Raw genomic sequence first — 17,662 nt, 5'->3', positions numbered from 1 at the left:
CCTTCACGTCAAGGCGCCTTGAAGAACGGGGCGCTCCCGAATCGTGCGCCGCGACCGTCGCGGCGCGAGAAGGAACCTTTCGATGACGCCAACTCACACGATGAATAGGCGGCCTGGCAGCGTGAGCGGATCGCAGGCCGGCACCGGCCTTAGGCGTTGCCTGGCGGTCGTGACGGTACTGCTGGTGTGGCTTGTCGGCGTTTCGCCGGTGCAGGCCGAGGTGACGCCGCAGCGTGCCCAGGCCTTGCTTCAGGCACTGGACACCGACGACTTCGAGGCCAAGGCCGAGGCCGCCCAGGCCATCGCCGCCAGTGACGCCGCCCAGAAAACGCGCTGGCTCAAGACCTTGCTCGATGGCCGTCTGGGACGCGAGCGCGACGGCGAGCGCTTCTACATCATCACCGATGACAGCGGTCGCGAATGGCCGATCATCGATGCCATTACCTTCGAGGATGCCGGCACCGGTTCCCGGCGCAGCGTCGATACCTTCCGCATCAACAACGACCTGCGCACGCAATTGCAGCGCTTGATTGCCTCGCTGTCGCTCGGCGCGGGTGACGAGGCAACGCGCCTTGCCGCCGCCAAGCGCCTGGTGGGCGAGGTCGATGCGCAAAGTGCCGAGTCGATCGCGACCCAGCTCGACAACGAGGAGAGTCCCGCGGTACGCGCCGAGCTCGAGACCGCGCTGGCGCTGTATCGTGTGGAGCAGGGCGATGCCTCGGGCCTGGCGACCCTGCGCGGCAATCTCGACACCCGCATACGCAACTCGCTCGCCGACATCGCCAACAGCGATTCGCCGATCGCCGCCCAGGCCGGCGACGTGCTGGCCGGCATCGAGAGCAAGCGTGCCTGGTACGAGCGCGGCCAGACACTGTTCTTCGGCTTGAGCGCCGGGTCGGTGCTGGTGCTGGCGGCGATCGGCCTGGCGATCACCTTCGGTGTGATGGGGGTGATCAACATGGCGCACGGTGAGCTGATCATGCTGGGGGCCTATACCACCTGGATGATCCAGCAACTGCTGCCCGGGCAGCCGGGGCTGGCGTTGTTGCTGGCGATCCCCGGCGGCTTCCTGGTCGCGGGGGCGTTCGGGATTCTCATCGAGCGCAGCGTGATCCGCTTTCTCAAGGGGCGCCCGTTGGAAACGCTGCTGGCGACCTTCGGCATCAGCCTGATCCTGCAGCAACTGGTGCGCACGGTGTTCTCGCCGCTCAATCGGCGTGTGAACTCGCCGGACTGGCTGCAGGGCGCGTGGCAGCTCAATGAGGCCTTGTCGCTGACCCTCAACCGCCTGGGCGTACTGATCTTCTGTCTGGTGGTGTTCGCCGCGCTGTGGGCGCTGATGCGCTACACCCGGCTGGGACTCGAGGTGCGCGCGGTGACCCAGAACCGCACCATGGCACGCTCGATGGGCGTGCGCGCCGCGCGGGTGGACATGCTCACCTTCGGCCTGGGCGCCGGGGTCGCCGGGCTGGCGGGCGTCGCGCTTTCCCAGATCACCAACGTGGGGCCCAACCTGGGGCAGAGCTATATCGTCGACTCCTTCCTGGTGGTTGTCTTCGGCGGCGTCGGCAACCTGTGGGGCACGCTGGTCGCCGGCATGTCGCTGGGCGTGATCAATCAGGTCCTGCAGCCCTGGGTCGGCGCCGTGCTGGCCAAGGTGATCGTGCTGATCGGCGTCATCCTTTTCATCCAGAAACGTCCGCAGGGCCTCTTCGCGCCCAAGGGGCGGACGTCATGAGTCTCGCCACGATGTTCAAACGCAATTCCCTGCTCGATGAACGCTCGACCTGGATCACCAGCATCGTGCTGATCGTCGGCATGCTGGCGGTGGTCGTGCTCCATGCCTTGCCGCCGGAGCATGCCTGGCACCTGAACGGCTCCGTGGTCACGCTGCTGGGCAAGTACCTGACCTACATGCTGCTGGCGCTGGCGGTGGATCTGATCTGGGGCTACCTGGGCATCCTGAGCCTGGGCCACGGGGCCTTCTTCGCCCTGGGCGGCTACGCCATGGGCCTCTACCTGACGGCCCAGCAAGCGCCGCTGGCGCCCTGGCAGACCGTCATGGCCCACTTCCCCGTGGCGGCACTCGCCATGGTCCTGGCGCCCGGGCTGCTGGCACTGGTCTTCGGCTGGCTGGCGTTTCGCTCGCGGGTCACCGGCGTGTACTTCTCGATCATCACGCAGGCGCTGACCTTTGCCCTGATGCTGGCCTTCAACCGCAACGAGATGGACATGGGCGGCAGCACCGGGCTGACGCGGTTCGATGAGTTGCTGGGCTTTTCGCTGGCCAGCGAGAGCATGAGCGTGGCGTTGTTCGTGGCCTCGGGCGTGGCCGTGCTGCTGGCGTTCTGGGGCTGCAAGGCGGTCACCCGCTCGCGACTCGGGCGGGTGTGCATGGCCACCCGGGATGCCGAGGCGCGAGTGCGCTTCATCGGCTATCGCGTCGAGCACGTCAAGCTGGCGGTGTTCGTGCTGTCGGCGATGATCGCGGGCATTGCCGGGGCGCTCTACGTGCCACAGGTCGGCATCATCAATCCGAGTACCTTCGCGCCGTTGTTCTCCATCGAGGTCGTGGTCTGGGTCGCCTTGGGCGGCCGCGCCACGCTTTACGGGGCGTTGCTCGGCGCGCTGGTCGTCAATTATCTCAAGACGCTGCTGACCGGGGTGATGCCGGATGCCTGGCTGTTTCTCCTGGGTGGCTTGTTCGTGGTGGTCACCATGTTCCTGCCCCAAGGGGTGGCGGGCGTGCTCGCACGCCTGCGTCGGCGTCGGGAGGTGGCAGCATGAGCATGACGAATGTAGAACGCCTGCGCGAGTTCGCGCGTCCCGATCGCGTCTTCGACTTCATGGCCCCGGCGGATTCCCCCGTCGACGTGCGTCACGGGCCGATTCTCTACCTCGAGGATGTCAGCGTGAGCTTCGACGGCTTCAAGGCCATCGACGATCTCAACCTGACCATCGATGACGGCGAGCTGCGCTGCATCATCGGCCCCAACGGGGCCGGCAAGACCACCATGATGGACATCATCACCGGCAAGACGCGCCCCGATCGCGGGCAGGCCTGGTTCGGCAGCCGCCATAACCTGCTGCAGATGGATGAACCGCAGATCGCCAACCTGGGAATCGGCCGCAAGTTCCAGAAACCCACCGTGTTCGAGGCGCTGTCGGTGAGCGCCAACCTCGAGCTGGCGATGGTCGGCGACCGGCGCGTGTGGAAGACCTTGCTGGCCCGGCTCGACCACGAGGGGCGCGAGCGTATCGACGAGATCATGGAGACCATCGGCCTGAGTGCCGAGCGCGACCGGCTGGCCGGTGTGCTCTCGCATGGTCAGAAGCAATGGCTGGAGATCGGCATGTTGCTGATGCAGCGCCCGCGCCTGCTGCTGGTCGATGAGCCCGTGGCGGGCATGACCGAGCCGGAAATGCATCGCACGGCGGAGTTGATGACGCGCCTGGCCGGCCAGCAGTCGGTGGTGGTGGTCGAGCACGACATGGGCTTCGTGCGCTCGATCGCGCGTACCGTCACCGTGCTGGACCAGGGCAGCGTGCTCGCCGAGGGCAGCATGGACGAGGTCGCCAACGACCCGCGGGTGATCGAGGTCTATCTGGGCGGCGACGAAGCGTCCGACGTGCGGGAGGAAACCTGATGCTCAGCGTCGACAAGCTCAATCAGTATTACGGCGAAAGCCATATCCTGCGTGATCTCTCGCTGCAGGTACCGGCGGGGCGCTGCACCTGTGTCATGGGCCGCAACGGCGTGGGCAAGACCACGCTGCTCAAGGCCATCATGGGCGAAGTGGCGGTGCGCGCCGGTCAGGTGCGTTTCGCCGACGAGAATCTGCTCGAGCGGCGCCCGGAGAGCCGCGCCGACCTGGGTATCGGCTATGTCCCCCAGGGGCGGCAGATCTTCGCCACGCTGAGCGTGGAGGAGAATCTGCGCATCGGTCTGCCGGCACGGCGCAAGCGTGTGCAGGGCGCGGCGGAGCGGGGCATTCCCGAGCGTATCTACGAACTCTTTCCGGTGCTTCGGGACATGCGCCACCGGCGTGGCGGCGACCTGTCCGGCGGCCAGCAGCAGCAACTGGCCATCGGCCGGGCGCTGGTGATCGAGCCGCGCCTGCTGATCCTCGACGAACCCGGCGAGGGCATCCAGCCCAATATCGTCGCGCAGATCGGCGAGGTGATACGCCGCCTCAACCGGGAGGACGGACTTACCGTGTTGCTGGTCGAACAGAAGCTGCCGTTCGCGCGCAAGTACGCCGATCGCTTCACGATCATGGACCGGGGGCAGACGGTGGCCGGCGGCGAGATCGGCGAACTCGACGATGACCTGATCAAACGGCACCTGACGGTATGACGGACTTGTCGTTTCCCGGCCAGACGGCGTCGCCCGGTGAAGGGGCAGGGCAGACGTCGTCCGGTGCATCGGGGCACCGCTTCGACACCCGGCGCCACTGGGCGGCTTCCCTGTCGCTGGGCTTTCGCGACCGCGAGGGGCGCACGCGGATGACGCGTGCGCGCCACCACGGTCCTCTGCGCGTGCAACGGCCGTTCTATCCCGAAACGGGCCATGTTCCCGATGCTCGCTACGCGGAGCCTTGCCATGTGTATCTGTTGCACCCGCCGGGCGGACTGGTCAGCGGCGACGAGCTGCGCATCGACATCGAGGCCGAGCGCGGCGCCCATGCCCTGCTGACCACGCCGGCGGCGACCAAGCTGTATCGCGCCGACCGCCATGGCGTGTGCTGGGGGCAGCACACGCATCTGACCGTGCGGCCCGGCGCGCTGCTCGAATGGCTGCCGCAGGAAACCCTGTGTTTCGACGGCGCGCGTGGCATGCAGAGCACGACCCTGGATGTGCAGGGCGATGGCGGCTGCGTGGGCTGGGAAGTCCTGGCGCTGGGGCGTCCCGCCAGCCGCTTGCCGTTTGCCAGCGGACGGGTCGAGCAGCGTTTCGCGTTGACGCGCGACGGACGTCCGCTATGGCGTGAACGTCAGCCGCTGGATCCCATGCACCCAAGGTTCCACGGCCATTGGGGGCAGGGCGGCAGTACGGTGCAGGCGACGCTCTGGGCGGTGGGACTCGACGACGCGGCGGCGGCGGTGGAAGCCTTGAGGGAGGGCTTGCCGGCATCGCGGCACTGGGCGGTCACCCAGCGCCGCGACGTGCTCCTGCTGCGCTATCTGGGCGATGAGCGCAATGCCGCCTGGGAGATTTGTCAGCAGGCCTGGGAGGTGCTGCGGCCCTTGCTCTGCGGGCGGGAGGCATGTGTGCCGAGGATCTGGATGACCTGAGGGCTCGGGCTACGCCCGAAGCTGAAAGTGCGGCGCTGGCGCGCCTGAAGAGAGAAGTTGGAAGAAAGGTCAAAAGCGAAAACCCGCTATGAGTGTGAGTGAAGGGCATCGAACGCCATGCTGCCGAAGCCCGAAGCCCGAAGCCCGAAGCCCGAAGCCCGAAGCCCGAAGCCCGAAGCCCGAAGCCCGAAGCCCGCAGGCCGAATTCATGCAGAGAGAGTTGCCGATATGGAATTGACGCCGAGAGATAAAGACAAGCTGCTGCTGTTTTCCGCCGCGCAACTTGCCGAACGCCGCCGTGACCGTGGCCTCAAGCTCAACTATCCCGAGGCGGTGGCCTTGATCAGCTTCGAGATCCTGGAAGGTGCGCGCGACGGCAAGAGCGTTGCCGAACTGATGAGTGCCGGACGCGAGATCCTGACCCGCGACGATGTCATGGAAGGCGTGGCCGAGATGGTCGATGAGGTGCAGGTGGAGGCGACCTTTCCTGATGGGACAAAACTCGTGACCGTTCACTCACCGATTGTGTAAGGAGTTCTCGATGATTCCCGGTGAATACCAGTTGCAGGACGGCGAGATCGAGCTCTGCGCGGGGCGCGAGCGGATCAGTGTCGAAGTCGCCAATACCGGCGACCGGCCCATCCAGATCGGCTCGCACTACCATTTTGCCGAGGCCAATCCGGCCTTGATCTTCGACCGCGACAAGACGCGCGGTTATCGCCTCGATGTGGCGGCGGGCACGGCGATTCGCTTCGAGCCCGGCCAGCGCCGCGAGGTGACCCTGATTCCCTTCGTCGGCCGGCGGCATGTCTACGGATTCCGTCAGGCGGTCATGGGCGCCTTGGATGAGAAAGGAGCGACGTCATGAAGCCGACTACCATCGACCGCCAGGCCTATGCGGACATGTACGGCCCCACGGTCGGCGATCGCGTGCGGCTCGGCGATACCGAGCTGTGGATCGAGGTCGAGCAGGATTTCACCCACTACGGCGACGAGGTCAAGTTCGGCGGCGGCAAGGTGATCCGCGATGGCATGGGACAGAGCCAGCGGGTCGACGAAGCGGTGATGGATACCGTCATCACCAACGCCCTGATTCTCGACTGGTGGGGCATCGTCAAGGCCGACGTAGGCCTCAGGCAGGGCCGCATCGCGGGTATCGGCAAGGCCGGCAACCCGGATACGCAACCGGACGTCGACATCGTCATCGGCCCCGGCACGGAAGTGATCGCCGGCGAAGGCAAGATCCTGACGGCGGGTGGCCTGGACGCGCATATCCACTTCGTATGCCCGCAACTGGTGGAAGAAGCGCTGATGAGCGGGATCACCACCATGCTGGGTGGCGGCACCGGCCCGGCCACCGGCACCAACGCCACCACCTGCACCCCGGGCGAGTGGCATCTCGGCAAGATGCTGCAGGCCGTCGATGACATGCCGATGAACATCGGCCTGCTCGGCAAGGGCAACGCCAGCCTGCCCGAGGCGCTGGAGGCGCAGTTGGAGGCCGGCGCCATGGGCCTCAAGCTGCACGAGGACTGGGGCACCACGCCGGCGTCCATCGACAACTGCCTGAGCGTGGCCGAGACGTACGACGTGCAGATCGCCATCCACACCGACACGCTCAACGAGTCGGGCTTCGTCGAGGACACCCTGGCGGCGTTCAAGGAACGCTGCATTCATACCTACCATACCGAAGGTGCCGGCGGTGGGCATGCCCCGGACATCATCACCGCCTGCGCCAAGTCGTACGTGCTGCCGTCATCGACCAATCCCACGCGGCCCTACACGGTGAACACCATTGACGAACACCTCGACATGCTGATGGTGTGCCACCACCTCGATCCCAACATCCCCGAGGACGTCGCCTTCGCCGATTCGCGGATCCGCCGCGAGACCATCGCCGCCGAGGACATCCTCCACGACCTGGGCGTGATCTCGATGATCGCCTCCGACTCCCAGGCCATGGGGCGAGTCGGCGAGGTGATCTGCCGGACCTGGCAGAGCGCCCACAAGATGAAGGTGCAGCGTGGCCTGCTGCCGGAGGACACCGCACGCGGTGCGGACAACCACCGTGCCAAGCGGTATATCGCCAAGTACACCATCAATCCGGCGATCACCCATGGCATCGCCCATGAGGTGGGCTCGGTGGAGGTCGGCAAGCTGGCCGATCTGGTGTTGTGGGACCCGGCCTTCTTCGGCGTCAAGCCGGCCATGATGCTCAAGGGCGGCATGATCGCTGCCGCGCCGATGGGCGACCCCAACGCCTCGATTCCCACGCCGCAGCCGGTGCACTACCGGACCATGTTCGGCGCCCTGGGGCGGGCGGCCAGCCGCACGCGCCTGACCTTCGTCAGCCAGGCCGCGCTCGACGCGGGTATCAAGACGCGTTTGGGACTGAATAGCGAACTGGCGGCCTGCAAGGACGTGCGCGGCGTGCGCAAGGCCGACATGAAGCTCAACGAGGCCTGCCCTCATCTCGAGGTGGATCCGCAGACCTACGAGGTGCGTTGCGATGGCGACATCCTCACCTGCGAGCCCGCCACCGAGCTGCCGCTCGCCCAGCGATATCACCTGTTTTGAGAGAGCTCCCTTATGTTTCGGCATGCGCAATCCCGCGACCTGGCACGCATCGTGGAAATCTACAACCAGTCCATACCCGGGCGGCTGGCGACGGCCGATCTGGTGCCGGTCACGGTCGAGGCGCGTCAGGCATGGTTCGATGCGCATGATGACGCTCACCCGCTATGGGTCCTCGAGATGGACGCAAAGGTCGTCGGGTGGGCGAGCCTGCAGCCTTTCTATGGCCGCGCTGCTTATGCTGCGACCAATGAGGCAAGCCTTTATGTCGCGAAGGAGCATCAGGGGCGAGGGGTTGGCAAGCAGCTTCTCGAGCGATTGATCGACTCGGCCACGACGCTCGGGCGCCAGACGCTGTTGGGGTTCATCTTTGCTCACAATGCTCCGAGCCTGGCCTTGTTTCAGCGTTGCGGGTTCGAGCGCTGGGGACTGCTGCCGGAGGTTGCGGATCTCGACGGTCAGCCGACCTCGCTTGCCATCCTGGGGCGGCGTCTCGCGCCCCTCAATGAACACTGAAGGAGTCGTTATGCTGAGATTGATCGAACGCCTGGGGCCGATAGATGAGAGCGTGGCGAGCGACACCCTGACGTTGCCGTTCGAGGCGCGCATGCGCGGGCGGCTCAAGGCGGTCAGCGATGCCGGCTGCGAGCTGGGCCTGTTCCTCGATCGCGGCCCCGTGCTGCGCGACGGTGACGGGCTGCGTGCCGAGAGCGGCGAGGTGGTACGCGTCAAGGCGGCCGACGAGCCGGTGGTCACGGCACGCATCGAAGGCGCACTGGCGCTGGCGCGGCTGTGCTATCACCTGGGCAATCGTCACGTGCAACTGGCCATCGCGGGCGATGCCCAACGCGGCTGGGTGCGCTTTCCGCCGGATCACGTGCTCGAGGAACTGTCCGAGCGGCTGGGCGCGACGCTCGAGCATCACGCGGCGCCGTTCGATCCCGAGCCGGGCGCCTATGGCCAGGCGGAAGGCCACGGTCATGGTCACGATCATCACCACCATCAGGCGTCGGCACATGTCCACTGAGCCGGTGTCGCAGCACGATCCGCTGGCCCTGGCCGGGCTCATGCAACTGGTCAGTCCGGCGCTGCCGATCGGGGCCTTCGCCTGGTCGCAGGGGCTCGAGAGCGCGCTGGAGCTGGGCTGGGTCGAGGATGAGGCGAGCCTCGGCGAGTGGCTTGCCGGCGTGCTCGACGATGGCCTGACCCGCTGCGAATTGCCGGTGCTGGCGCGCGCCCATCGCGCCTGGGCGGAGGGCGACGCCGATGCCCTGGCGCACTGGAATGACTGGCTGCAGGCCAATCGTGAGACCCGCGAGCTGCTCGAGGAAGAGCAACGCCTGGGCGGCACGCTGGTGCGCTTGCTGAGAAGCCTCGATCAGGTGCCCGAGACGCCGGCTTTGCCCGAGACGCCGGGCTACGTGGTGGTCTTCGCGCTGGCTGCTCGGGTACGCGGGGTGAGCCGGCAAGATGCCATGCTGGGCTTCGCCTGGGCGTGGCTGGAGAACCAGTTGACGGTGGCCTGCAAGGCCTTGCCCCTGGGGCAGACGAGTGCCCAGCGTCTCGTCGAGCGCCTGCGTCCGGCCCTTGTCACGGCAGTCAGCGAGGCCCTGGCGCTGGAAGACGATGAGCTGGGACCGGCGTTGCCGGGGCTGGCGCTGGCCAGCGCCTTGCACGAAACGCAGTACTCACGCTTGTTCAGGAGCTAGACGAAAGACGTCGCTTCGCGACTTGAAGCTGGAAGAGCGGCGCTTCGCGCCTGGAAGAAACAAGACCGGTGCATTCGAATTCACATAAGGAGTGAGACCATGACACATTATCTGCGTGTCGGCGTCGGCGGCCCGGTGGGGTCCGGCAAGACGGCGCTGCTCAAGCAACTCTGTCTGGCCCTGCGCGATCATTACGATATCGCCGTGGTCACCAATGACATCTATACCCGCGAGGATGCCGACTTCCTGCTCAAGCACGACGCCCTGGCTGCCGACCGTATCCTGGGGGTGGAAACCGGGGGGTGTCCGCATACGGCGATTCGCGAGGACGCCTCGATGAACCTGGCGGCCATCGACGAGCTACAGTCGCGCCACCCCGCGCTCGAGCTGGTGATGGTCGAGTCCGGCGGCGACAACCTGTCGGCGACGTTCAGCCCCGAGCTTTCCGATCTGACGCTCTACGTGATCGACGTTTCTGCCGGCGACAAGATTCCGCGCAAGGGCGGGCCGGGGATCACCAAGTCCGATCTTTTGATCATCAACAAGATCGATATCGCCGAGCAGGTGCATGCCTCGCTGGAGGTCATGGACCGTGACGCACGCAAGATGCGCGGCGAGCGGCCGTTCGTGTTCACCAACCTGCACGACGGGGTGGGGGTCGAGGAGATCGTCGCCTTCATCCTCGAACGGGGCATGCTGCCGGAGCGCCGGCCGGCGTCGCAGCGTGCCGGAGCCGCTACCGCTACGCTCGGCGAGGCCCCGGCCGGTGCCTGATAGCGCTTCTTATCATTCGTCACAAGGGAGAGGTTCCATGTTCATGTCTCGTCTTCACGCGCGTCGCTGCGTCTGGGCCATGTTGCCGTTGGCAGTGTTGTATACCGGTGCGGCAGTGGCGCATCCCGGGCACGTGCCGCACTCGCATGCGGGCAGTTTCGTGGCCGGCCTGATGCACCCGCTGACCGGGCTCGATCACTTGCTGGCGATGGCCGCCATCGGGCTGTGGAGCTTTCGCCAGGCAGCGGGGCTGCGTCGCGCGATGCCGCTGCTGATTGCCCTGGGGATGGTGGCCGGTGCCGGCCTCGCCTGGGCCGGTGTGCCGCTCATGGGCGTCGAATTCGGCATCGCCTCGAGCGTGTTGCTGGCCGGGGTGCTGCTGGCCTCGCTGGTACGCTTGCCACGTGTCCTGGGAGCCATGTTGGTATTTGCGTTCATCCTGCTGCATGGCCATGCCCATGGCAGCGAGCTGGCACCGGGGGCATCTGCGCTGCTTTACGCGCTGGGCTTCGTGGCGACCAGCGTGGCCATCACCCTGGGCGGGCGTGTGCTGGGTGAGTGGCTGGCGCGCCGCGACAACCGTTGGCTGCGTGGCATCGGCGCCGCCATCGCGGCGGTCGGCGGCGCCTTGATGATGGGCTGAGTCGACGTCGGTTACAGGCGCGGTGTCCGTGTGCGTCGGTAACCGGCATTGATGAAGCAATAGAGTCCGTAGGCCATGAGGCCCAACGAGACACCGCCGAGCAACCAGCGACCATAGGGTTGCTCGGCGAGCGTGTTGAGAGCTCCGCCCAGGCGACGAATCTTTTCGGGCTCGACGTCGATGGCGGCCACGCACAGGGAAGTGCCGATGATCCCGAACACGAGGCCGCGTGCCGCGAGCCCCAGACGTGCGATGCCTTCCAGGATGGGCAGTGGCCCATTGGGCATTGCTTGCATGTGCCAGTTGCGCCGGTATTGGCGGTTCCAGGCACGTTGAAGCTGATGTAACCCTACGCCAATGAAGATGCTCCCGATCCCGAACAGCACGACCAAGCCGCCCGGATAGTCGAGTAACGCGAGGGAATGCGGTGAGGCACTACTGCCCCCACCGGCCAGGGAGTGTGTGATCAGGGTGACGCACTGCCAGGCTAGCGCGGTATACAAGATGCCGCTGATCGCAAAGCCCAGGCGTTGGAGGCGACCTGTCCAGTGATTGCCCTTGTGTTCCAGGTCCCACCAGGCTTGGGCGAGTCGCCAGAGAACGTAGGCCACCAGACCGACGCCCAGCAGGATGATCAGCAGGGTGCCGAACGGCCATAGCGCGATGGTGCGAATGACCTCTTCCGTGCCGGCATATTGGCCACCGAGGCCCAGCGTCGTGAGCAACGAAAGCCAACCGATGGTGATATAGATTATACCCTTGGCGATATAGCCGGCACTCGCCGTGCCGCTGAGTGCGTTACGCAAGTCGGCCAGGGAAAATTTCATTGAAGACATCCTTGTCGTCGGAAAATGGGCGCAGGGAGCGGCAGGAGGCATGCCGCTTGTGTTGACGTTGCCCAGCGGCGTTCAGCATACACCGAATACGCCCGATCCCCTCTAGCGGTTGAATACGCTACCATGAGCGCCTTTCGTTTATCGCCATTGTCACGCATACGCTTTGGCAAGATAGTTCACCCTTCCTGAGTGGAACGTTTCATGAAGCATTATATCGTGCGGCCGACCACGGGCCGTGGCTGGGGCTTGACCTTGGCATTCGCCGTGCTTATCGCGGCGGGCATCTGGCCGGTGATCGGTTGGATCAATCGGGCCTGGGTGGTACTCGGCTTGCCACTGATCGCGGTATGGGCATACATCATCGTATTCGCCTGCTGTGCTGTCATGGCTGTCGGCAACCGTTTAGTGGAGCGCAGTGCCGATGACGAGTAGCGTGCCGATTGTCATGACGCTGGCCTATCTGGGCGTGGCGATCTTCCTGGGCTTGCGCGCCCGGACAGGACGCTCGATGAATTCTCTGGAAGAGTGGGGCGTCGCCGGGCGCAGCATGGGGCCTGTCACTCTCTATCTGCTGATCGCCGCAGGCAGCGTGAGCGCTTACACTTTCATGGGCGCGCCAGGCTGGGCCTACACCAAGGGCGTTGCCGTCTTCTACGTGGTGATCTATCTCTCCTACCTGGCGCTGGTGGCCTGGTATTTCGGGCCCAAGGTCTGGGCCTTCGGGCGGCGTTTCGGCCATGTCACGCAAGGGGCGGCCATTGCCGATCGCTACGAGAGCCCCTTGCTGGGCGGTCTGGCGGCGGCGGTCATGTCGATCGCATCCTTGGCTTATGCGGTACTGCAGACCATAGGAGCGGCGTACATTCTGCACGTCATGAGTGCTGGACGTTTACCGATCTGGGTGGGGGTGCTGGTGGTCTTGAGCTGTATCGCCCTTTATCTCTATGCCAGCGGCCAACGTGCGATCGGGATGACCAACGCTTTTCAGGGCGTGCTGATGCTGGCCGTGGCGTGGGCGATCGGACTCTGGGCGTCGCAGCGATTCGGTGGCGGGCCATGGTTCGGCGATGTGTTCGCCACCTTGCGTGACCGGGACCCTCGGTTTCTGACACTGCCGGGCGCGCAGGGCGATATGAGCTTCGCCTTCTGGACCACGTCGATCATCGTCTCGATGCTGTCGTTCATGCCGCCGGTGTGGACGCAGTGGATGAGTGCCTCGTCGGCACGCACCATTCGCCGCAGCGCCACCTGGCTGCCAAGTTACTATGTGGTCATCCTGCCCATGGTGGTGGTGGGCTTCATCGGCATCTATAGCCTGCCCGAGCTGGCGCGTGCCGATACCGTGGCCCTGGAGCTTGCCATGCAACAGATGCCGGTCTGGCTGGTGGGCTTGTTGGGTGCGGGCACGCTGGCCGCGTCGATGTCGTCGTGCGAACCCTTCTTGCACTCGGTGGCGTTGTCCTACGCCAAGGATATCGCACAGCCGGCTTTCAAGCTTTCCGATGTTGGCGCCGGTAAGCTGGCACGTGGTTTGCTTTTGCCGATCATGGCACTGATCGTCGCGCCGGTGGCCATCGCCGAACCCAGCAATCTGGTAATGATATTGCTCGTGGGGCTAGGGTTCGCGACCCAGGTATTGCCCGCTTTCATCGGCATGTTCTTCTGGACGCGTGCCTCGAGGTGGGGCGTGTTGGGCGGCATCGTGGCCGGCTTTTCGGTCACGCTGGTTTTTACCCTCGTGTGGCGGAACCCGCTGGGGGTGCATGCCGGGTTCTGGGGACTGCTGATCAACCTGCCGATATTCGTGCTGGTCTCCTGTCTGACACGACCGGCCTCGAACGCTGTGGTCGAGCGTTTTTTCGCGATTGCCGCGCCAGGCTGGCAGGCAGCCGGTGATCGTGATGCTGTACACCGCACCTCGGTGAGCGAGTGAACGCATTGCTGAGGGTGCGTATTGTACAAAGCTTTTCCAATGTCGGTTACGCGTCTAAGATGGGAGGTGATTCAAGCGATCACCGGTCACTGGGACGCTGCCAAGGGAAATGCGTGAACGCGCTGGTTGGTGGCCGGCAGCCAGGGAAGAAGGCGGATGCCGCCTCGCAGGCTCATGTGATCCGAATCGCCAAGGAAGACGCAAGTCTCATGTGTGTCTCCAGAGGCGGGGCACGTATCCGCCTCCAACCGGTCTAGAAAGGCCGGCGTATCCATCTCCGCCATGCAGCATGTGGCGCCTCGCCGGTTGACTGACAGCCGGCGTTTTTTTGTCTCAATGTCGACGATCGATACGGCATAGTAAACGATCTTACGCATACTGCTATGTGCATGCAGTTTCGATGGGGTAGCCGCAGGTCACAGAAAAACCTGCGATGAGTATGCAGGCTTGCCTTTAGTTAATGCAGGTTAAGTTTATTGTATTCGAACTTTGTCAGAATGCCTGCATCTAGGAAAGATACCCAGCGGCCAAGGACGTGTTGAATTCATTCAGACACAGAGGCGTATGCTGATTGAGAGCTCCCAATCGTCCTTGGGGGCTCTCTCTTTCAAGGCATCACCGGCGGACGATTGGGGCCGGTCACCGCTTGATCTGCGATCGTTTCATGATGAGCATTCCCCCACGCTTGTATCCCATGTACCCACGAATTTTAGGGTACACGTGGGTATACACGGCGCTAAGCGCTGTTGCGTATAGTTCGGATTAGGTCAGGTGAAAGAAAAGCCCGTGGTTGAGCGGCTTTCAGAGTATCTTGGGGAGATCAGGGGATGCTTGGGGAAGCCCTGTGGTGCGGATGGGGAGACTCGAACCCTCATTTTTCAGCTGTAAAAATGCTTTTAAATCAATTAGATGATATTTGATGGGCGCAGATTCTGCACCCATGGGGACTAAAGTGGGGACTCAGCTATAGCTCGAGCAGCTTCTCGACCGCCTTGTGGATGTCCGGGCCGTCGGCGTGGATCCACTTGCCGTAGCGCTGCTGGATCATCTGGATGCTGCTGTGGCCGACGTGGTCGGCGATCCAGTGAATAGGGACTAGGCCAGTTGAGAGCATCTGGCTGATGAAGGTGTGGCGGGCGTTGCCTGGCCCGCGGTAGCGAACGGCGGCCTTCTTGAGGTGGGCGCGCCAGAACTTCTCCCGAATGGCCTGGTCGCCGGAGAACGGTGTGCCTTTGTCGTTGAGGAACACGGGACGTACCTTGCGCCGCCGCACTGTACGGTTATCCCGGTCCATCACTTCCACCGTGATTGACTTGAGGTGTCCGGTGATGGCGTGCTGCGCCTTGAGTGCTTCTCGTGCTGGCTTGAGAAGCCGGTGCCGGCGGCTCGAGCGTTTGGTCTTGGTGACTTTCCACCCACCCTCGACGATCGCATGCCGGTAGCGGATCAGGCCGTTCTCGAGATCCTCGATGTCTTCCCAGCAGAGCGCGATCCCTTCACTGAGCCGGGCGCCATCCCACAGCATGAAAAGCATGAGATTCATCGGCTGTGGCCGGTGCGTCGGCGTAGTGGCGATCCGCTCTATCTCTTCCAAGGTGAAGGGATCGGGATCCTGGGCGTCAGGAAGCCGGACGACGATTCCGGCCGCCGGGTTGTAGGAAGCCTTCACGCTGGCGACATAAAGCTCGAACACTTGGGTGAGGATGGCCACCACTTCTTTGATGGTCTTGCTGGCTAGGTAGTTGAGTTCGTCGGCGATCCAGTTCCTCAGTTCCACGTGCTCGATGGTGTGGATTTGGCGATCGCCCCACTTGGGCCGGATGTGCCTGTTGGACTTGTTCCGGTAGCTTCGGATGGATGAGGCCGCGACCTCGCGCTCCTTGCTCTTCAGCCATCCGTCGAGGTAGTGCCCGAAGGTATTGCGTGCCACCCGCGTGGAGTTCGGGAAGTGTCTGGCATAGTCGAAGGTGCCAGATGAAAGCTCATAGTCGAGCACTTGGGCGAATGCCTTGGCTCGATCGCGATTTTCTGGCGTGTCCGGCCCGAATGGCTCGCGACATTTCTCGTCCTGGTACTGGAAGTAGACCCGCAGCTTGCCGCGGTGAACCTCAAAACCCGCCATAGCGACCTCCTTTAACTGTACTCTTATACAGTCTAAGAGAATCTTTAGGACTGTGGCAGGGGTGGAAGCACGGTGGATTTCTTTCTTATACCGTTATCTATGGCCTCGAAAGCGGAATTGAAGGGCTGTTCTAAATGGAGCTATCGGCGATCGTGATGGAATAGCTTTTGACCTTCTGCCCCAGAATCGTGCTCACTTCCCAGCTTTCGAGCTTCTGCTTCGTATGCTCTACTCGGCGCACTTCGTTATAGAGCGAGCAATTAAACCAGTGACGAGGTGCCTTTCTGGTAACGATCTCGACCAGAGTGTCGAGGTCAGCCACTTGGTCAGGTTCCACCTGGCTCAAGTCGATCTCCATCAGGTTGTCGAGAGATTCCGCTTTTTCTGGCTCCACCGCATGAGATACCAGTATCTCTATGTAAACGGTCGAGCTATTTTTCAGTTGAGCGGTCAGGTCTGGCCGCCATCTTCCGACTGACAATTCCTGGGTGGCATTGAATAGCTCGACCTCTCTGGCCTTGAAAGCCACGCGCTCTGGGACCTGGAAGCCAGAAAAAGTTTCGGCAGTGATTTCGAGCGTGATCGGCGGGATAACTACCTTCCCAGTATCCTCGATGATTTGCTTGGCCATTAGGTGAAGGGCGGTTTCATAGGCTCCTTTGCACTCTTCGGCCTTATGATGCGCGAAGTATGGACGCTTTCTTTTGGGGTGGTTTGCGATCAATTGAGCATTACATTGTGGGCAGTGGCAGCCGCACCTCAAGCCATTATCAACCTGGCCAGGAGAATACAGCCGTCCGTGCTTAATCCCGAAAGGGACTTTCAGTCCCTCTAAGCTTGTGGCCTTCATGCAAGCATCCCTGCTGACAGCTGGTACACCCAGCGACCAAAACGTTTACGGATACCGTGGAAAGTCTCCGCAGCACGGTAATTGTGATCCAGCTCGGCCCTGCTCTCAATCCCGCAAGCGGCGCAGAGCCACTCCCTTGCGTCTTGCTCGTCGTGAGTGCCGTCGGGTAACTCTTGCTCGCTGAGCCCGAACTTGTGGCGCCGTCGGCGATCCAGGTAGAGCCGGAAACGCGTGTCTCTGCACAGTATGGCGGCTTGGCGGGCCAGTGGCCCGCCTTTTACCGTTTCACCGTACATGCCGCCTCCGTTGCTCCCGGATGGATTGGCACTCGATGCAGGTTGTTGCCCAGGGCGCGGCTTCACGGCGGGCGGCGGGGATCTCGTCGCCGCATTCCTCACACTCGGCACGTGCCCAGTCGACGCCGGTCCAGCTTGCTCTGGTGGCCAGGGCGTGCTCTAGGGTCTGTTCCATCAGTTCGGTGGCGCGGTCTGCGTTGTCGGCCATGGGTCAGTCCTCTCCGCGGGTTTCGATGAGCCAAAAGCGCTGCATCAGGCCATCGCCATTGGGCAGGTACTCGTGCAGCTCGCGGCCGGTGTAGGTGGCCCACTCGATGACGACCAGGGCGGCATCTTGCAGGTCGCGATCGATCACGCGCAGGCGGGTGAGTTCGAAAGGCCACTCGGGCCCGTTGTAGATAGCGAGCAGCAAGCGGCGGCAGTGGTGGCTCTGGCCGCTGTCGCCCTGAGCGACCCGGACAAGGCGGTTCAGCGCCGCGGGGCCGAGCTGCTCGACGCGATCTAAGCGGCGCTTGGCATCGGCTTCGGCGAGGTACATGGCCTCCAGGGTCTTGTGATTGCGTTCACGCAGTCGCTGGGTAACGCGCGGCATGCTTGGCGGGGTGGTCATCACAGGCTCCTTTTGTGGTT

Annotated in this window: 21 protein-coding genes; 15 read left to right on the top strand and 6 right to left on the bottom strand. The window is 63.7% G+C overall.

Annotated elements, in window-relative coordinates; all coding sequences use genetic code 11:
* The first annotated feature begins 100 nt into the window (after window positions 1-100).
* From urtB to C8E00_RS08970, 13 genes are all read left to right on the top strand, one after another.
* Window positions 101-1,738: an urea ABC transporter permease subunit UrtB gene (gene urtB, locus C8E00_RS09030; protein ID WP_133697236.1), complete on the top strand. Its 1,638-nt coding sequence runs from the start codon at window positions 101-103 to the stop codon at window positions 1,736-1,738.
* A complete protein-coding gene (urtC, locus tag C8E00_RS09025) occupies window positions 1,735-2,787 on the top strand; it encodes an urea ABC transporter permease subunit UrtC (RefSeq protein WP_133697095.1) in 1,053 nt (350 codons plus the stop codon). Before urtB ends, urtC begins: the two co-directional genes overlap by 4 nt.
* Before the next feature lie 2 nt (window positions 2,788-2,789).
* Window positions 2,790-3,647 (top strand): urea ABC transporter ATP-binding protein UrtD, encoded by an 858-nt coding sequence (gene urtD / locus C8E00_RS09020; RefSeq protein WP_133697235.1) that lies wholly within the window; start codon window positions 2,790-2,792, stop codon window positions 3,645-3,647.
* Window positions 3,647-4,357, top strand: a complete 711-nt coding sequence (gene urtE, locus C8E00_RS09015; RefSeq protein ID WP_133697093.1) for an urea ABC transporter ATP-binding subunit UrtE — start codon at window positions 3,647-3,649, stop codon at window positions 4,355-4,357. The genes urtD and urtE overlap by 1 nt, the downstream gene beginning before the upstream one ends.
* On the top strand, window positions 4,354-5,295 hold the full coding sequence (locus C8E00_RS09010; protein ID WP_208291902.1) for an urease accessory protein UreD: 942 nt from the start codon (window positions 4,354-4,356) through the stop codon (window positions 5,293-5,295). The genes urtE and C8E00_RS09010 overlap by 4 nt, the downstream gene beginning before the upstream one ends.
* Window positions 5,296-5,523: 228 nt before the next feature.
* Window positions 5,524-5,826, top strand: coding sequence for an urease subunit gamma (locus tag C8E00_RS09005; RefSeq protein ID WP_097023022.1), 303 nt, complete (start codon window positions 5,524-5,526; stop codon window positions 5,824-5,826).
* Between the two features lie 10 nt (window positions 5,827-5,836).
* Entirely contained in the window at window positions 5,837-6,163 is a 327-nt protein-coding gene (locus C8E00_RS09000) for an urease subunit beta (RefSeq protein WP_133697091.1), read from the top strand.
* Window positions 6,160-7,872, top strand: coding sequence for an urease subunit alpha (gene ureC / locus C8E00_RS08995; protein WP_133697089.1), 1,713 nt, complete (start codon window positions 6,160-6,162; stop codon window positions 7,870-7,872). Before C8E00_RS09000 ends, ureC begins: the two co-directional genes overlap by 4 nt.
* Window positions 7,873-7,884: 12 nt before the next feature.
* Entirely contained in the window at window positions 7,885-8,385 is a 501-nt protein-coding gene (locus tag C8E00_RS08990; RefSeq protein ID WP_133697087.1) for a GNAT family N-acetyltransferase, read from the top strand.
* A 10-nt stretch (window positions 8,386-8,395) separates the two neighbouring features.
* The gene (ureE, locus tag C8E00_RS08985) at window positions 8,396-8,896 is read left to right on the top strand and encodes an urease accessory protein UreE (RefSeq protein WP_133697085.1); all 501 of its coding nucleotides are present in this window, start codon (window positions 8,396-8,398) and stop codon (window positions 8,894-8,896) included.
* Window positions 8,886-9,578 carry an urease accessory protein UreF gene (locus C8E00_RS08980; protein WP_133697082.1) on the top strand — a complete coding sequence of 231 codons (693 nt, stop codon included), beginning with the start codon at window positions 8,886-8,888 and terminating at the stop codon, window positions 9,576-9,578. Before ureE ends, C8E00_RS08980 begins: the two co-directional genes overlap by 11 nt.
* A 99-nt stretch (window positions 9,579-9,677) precedes the next feature.
* Window positions 9,678-10,352, top strand: coding sequence for an urease accessory protein UreG (gene ureG / locus C8E00_RS08975; protein WP_133697080.1), 675 nt, complete (start codon window positions 9,678-9,680; stop codon window positions 10,350-10,352).
* Between the two features lie 37 nt (window positions 10,353-10,389).
* Entirely contained in the window at window positions 10,390-10,995 is a 606-nt protein-coding gene (locus tag C8E00_RS08970) for a HupE/UreJ family protein (protein WP_208291901.1), read from the top strand.
* A gap of 11 nt (window positions 10,996-11,006) precedes the next feature.
* Here C8E00_RS08970 and C8E00_RS08965 read toward each other — a convergent pair whose 3' ends face one another.
* Window positions 11,007-11,822, bottom strand: a complete 816-nt coding sequence (locus C8E00_RS08965; protein ID WP_133697077.1) for a DUF1206 domain-containing protein — start codon at window positions 11,820-11,822, stop codon at window positions 11,007-11,009.
* A 210-nt stretch (window positions 11,823-12,032) separates the two neighbouring features.
* On the opposite strand from C8E00_RS08965, the gene C8E00_RS08960 reads away from it, so the two are divergent.
* Together C8E00_RS08960 and C8E00_RS08955 are read left to right on the top strand one after the other, a co-directional pair.
* A complete protein-coding gene (locus tag C8E00_RS08960; protein WP_133697075.1) occupies window positions 12,033-12,263 on the top strand; it encodes a hypothetical protein in 231 nt (76 codons plus the stop codon).
* The gene (locus tag C8E00_RS08955; RefSeq protein WP_133697073.1) at window positions 12,253-13,764 is read left to right on the top strand and encodes a sodium:solute symporter family protein; all 1,512 of its coding nucleotides are present in this window, start codon (window positions 12,253-12,255) and stop codon (window positions 13,762-13,764) included. Before C8E00_RS08960 ends, C8E00_RS08955 begins: the two co-directional genes overlap by 11 nt.
* Before the next feature lie 964 nt (window positions 13,765-14,728).
* On the opposite strand, the gene C8E00_RS08950 is transcribed toward C8E00_RS08955, so the two are convergent.
* The 5 genes from C8E00_RS08950 to C8E00_RS08930 all read right to left on the bottom strand — a co-directional run bounded on the left by C8E00_RS08950 (window position 14,729) and on the right by C8E00_RS08930 (window position 17,642).
* The gene (locus C8E00_RS08950) at window positions 14,729-15,886 is read right to left on the bottom strand and encodes an Arm DNA-binding domain-containing protein (protein ID WP_133697071.1); all 1,158 of its coding nucleotides are present in this window, start codon (window positions 15,884-15,886) and stop codon (window positions 14,729-14,731) included.
* Between the two features lie 130 nt (window positions 15,887-16,016).
* Window positions 16,017-16,736: a competence protein CoiA family protein gene (locus C8E00_RS08945; protein ID WP_133697068.1), complete on the bottom strand. Its 720-nt coding sequence runs from the start codon at window positions 16,734-16,736 to the stop codon at window positions 16,017-16,019.
* On the bottom strand, window positions 16,733-17,032 hold the full coding sequence (locus C8E00_RS08940) for a hypothetical protein (RefSeq protein WP_133697066.1): 300 nt from the start codon (window positions 17,030-17,032) through the stop codon (window positions 16,733-16,735). The genes C8E00_RS08945 and C8E00_RS08940 overlap by 4 nt, the downstream gene beginning before the upstream one ends.
* Window positions 17,022-17,240 (bottom strand): TraR/DksA family transcriptional regulator, encoded by a 219-nt coding sequence (locus C8E00_RS08935; RefSeq protein ID WP_133697063.1) that lies wholly within the window; start codon window positions 17,238-17,240, stop codon window positions 17,022-17,024. The genes C8E00_RS08940 and C8E00_RS08935 overlap by 11 nt, the downstream gene beginning before the upstream one ends.
* 3 nt (window positions 17,241-17,243) lie before the next feature.
* Entirely contained in the window at window positions 17,244-17,642 is a 399-nt protein-coding gene (locus tag C8E00_RS08930) for a DUF7673 family protein (protein ID WP_133697061.1), read from the bottom strand.
* Window positions 17,643-17,662: the final 20 nt, after the last annotated feature.

Source organism: Chromohalobacter marismortui, assembly GCF_004364315.1.
GTDB lineage: Bacteria > Pseudomonadota > Gammaproteobacteria > Pseudomonadales > Halomonadaceae > Chromohalobacter > Chromohalobacter marismortui.
The sequence above is the reverse complement of the archived record's forward strand: the minus strand, read 5'-3'. Positions and strand labels throughout refer to the sequence as shown.

Excerpts from the sequence above, each read along its gene's own strand:
- C8E00_RS08935 (WP_133697063.1), bottom strand. The coding sequence starts at position 17,240 with ATGGCCGACAACGCAGACCGCGCCACCGAACTGATGGAACAGACCCTA.
- C8E00_RS09000 (WP_133697091.1), top strand. The coding sequence starts at position 5,837 with ATGATTCCCGGTGAATACCAGTTGCAGGACGGCGAGATCGAGCTCTGC.
- C8E00_RS08960 (WP_133697075.1), top strand. The coding sequence starts at position 12,033 with ATGAAGCATTATATCGTGCGGCCGACCACGGGCCGTGGCTGGGGCTTG.
- C8E00_RS08940 (WP_133697066.1), bottom strand. The coding sequence starts at position 17,032 with ATGTACGGTGAAACGGTAAAAGGCGGGCCACTGGCCCGCCAAGCCGCC.
- urtB (WP_133697236.1), top strand. The coding sequence starts at position 101 with ATGAATAGGCGGCCTGGCAGCGTGAGCGGATCGCAGGCCGGCACCGGC.
- C8E00_RS08990 (WP_133697087.1), top strand. The coding sequence starts at position 7,885 with ATGTTTCGGCATGCGCAATCCCGCGACCTGGCACGCATCGTGGAAATC.
- C8E00_RS08955 (WP_133697073.1), top strand. The coding sequence starts at position 12,253 with ATGACGAGTAGCGTGCCGATTGTCATGACGCTGGCCTATCTGGGCGTG.
- C8E00_RS09005 (WP_097023022.1), top strand. The coding sequence starts at position 5,524 with ATGGAATTGACGCCGAGAGATAAAGACAAGCTGCTGCTGTTTTCCGCC.
- ureE (WP_133697085.1), top strand. The coding sequence starts at position 8,396 with ATGCTGAGATTGATCGAACGCCTGGGGCCGATAGATGAGAGCGTGGCG.
- C8E00_RS08970 (WP_208291901.1), top strand. The coding sequence starts at position 10,390 with ATGTTCATGTCTCGTCTTCACGCGCGTCGCTGCGTCTGGGCCATGTTG.
- C8E00_RS08945 (WP_133697068.1), bottom strand. The coding sequence starts at position 16,736 with ATGAAGGCCACAAGCTTAGAGGGACTGAAAGTCCCTTTCGGGATTAAG.
- ureC (WP_133697089.1), top strand. The coding sequence starts at position 6,160 with ATGAAGCCGACTACCATCGACCGCCAGGCCTATGCGGACATGTACGGC.
- C8E00_RS08980 (WP_133697082.1), top strand. The coding sequence starts at position 8,886 with ATGTCCACTGAGCCGGTGTCGCAGCACGATCCGCTGGCCCTGGCCGGG.
- urtD (WP_133697235.1), top strand. The coding sequence starts at position 2,790 with ATGACGAATGTAGAACGCCTGCGCGAGTTCGCGCGTCCCGATCGCGTC.
- urtE (WP_133697093.1), top strand. The coding sequence starts at position 3,647 with ATGCTCAGCGTCGACAAGCTCAATCAGTATTACGGCGAAAGCCATATC.
- C8E00_RS08930 (WP_133697061.1), bottom strand. The coding sequence starts at position 17,642 with ATGACCACCCCGCCAAGCATGCCGCGCGTTACCCAGCGACTGCGTGAA.
- C8E00_RS08965 (WP_133697077.1), bottom strand. The coding sequence starts at position 11,822 with ATGAAATTTTCCCTGGCCGACTTGCGTAACGCACTCAGCGGCACGGCG.
- urtC (WP_133697095.1), top strand. The coding sequence starts at position 1,735 with ATGAGTCTCGCCACGATGTTCAAACGCAATTCCCTGCTCGATGAACGC.
- C8E00_RS08950 (WP_133697071.1), bottom strand. The coding sequence starts at position 15,886 with ATGGCGGGTTTTGAGGTTCACCGCGGCAAGCTGCGGGTCTACTTCCAG.
- ureG (WP_133697080.1), top strand. The coding sequence starts at position 9,678 with ATGACACATTATCTGCGTGTCGGCGTCGGCGGCCCGGTGGGGTCCGGC.
- C8E00_RS09010 (WP_208291902.1), top strand. The coding sequence starts at position 4,354 with ATGACGGACTTGTCGTTTCCCGGCCAGACGGCGTCGCCCGGTGAAGGG.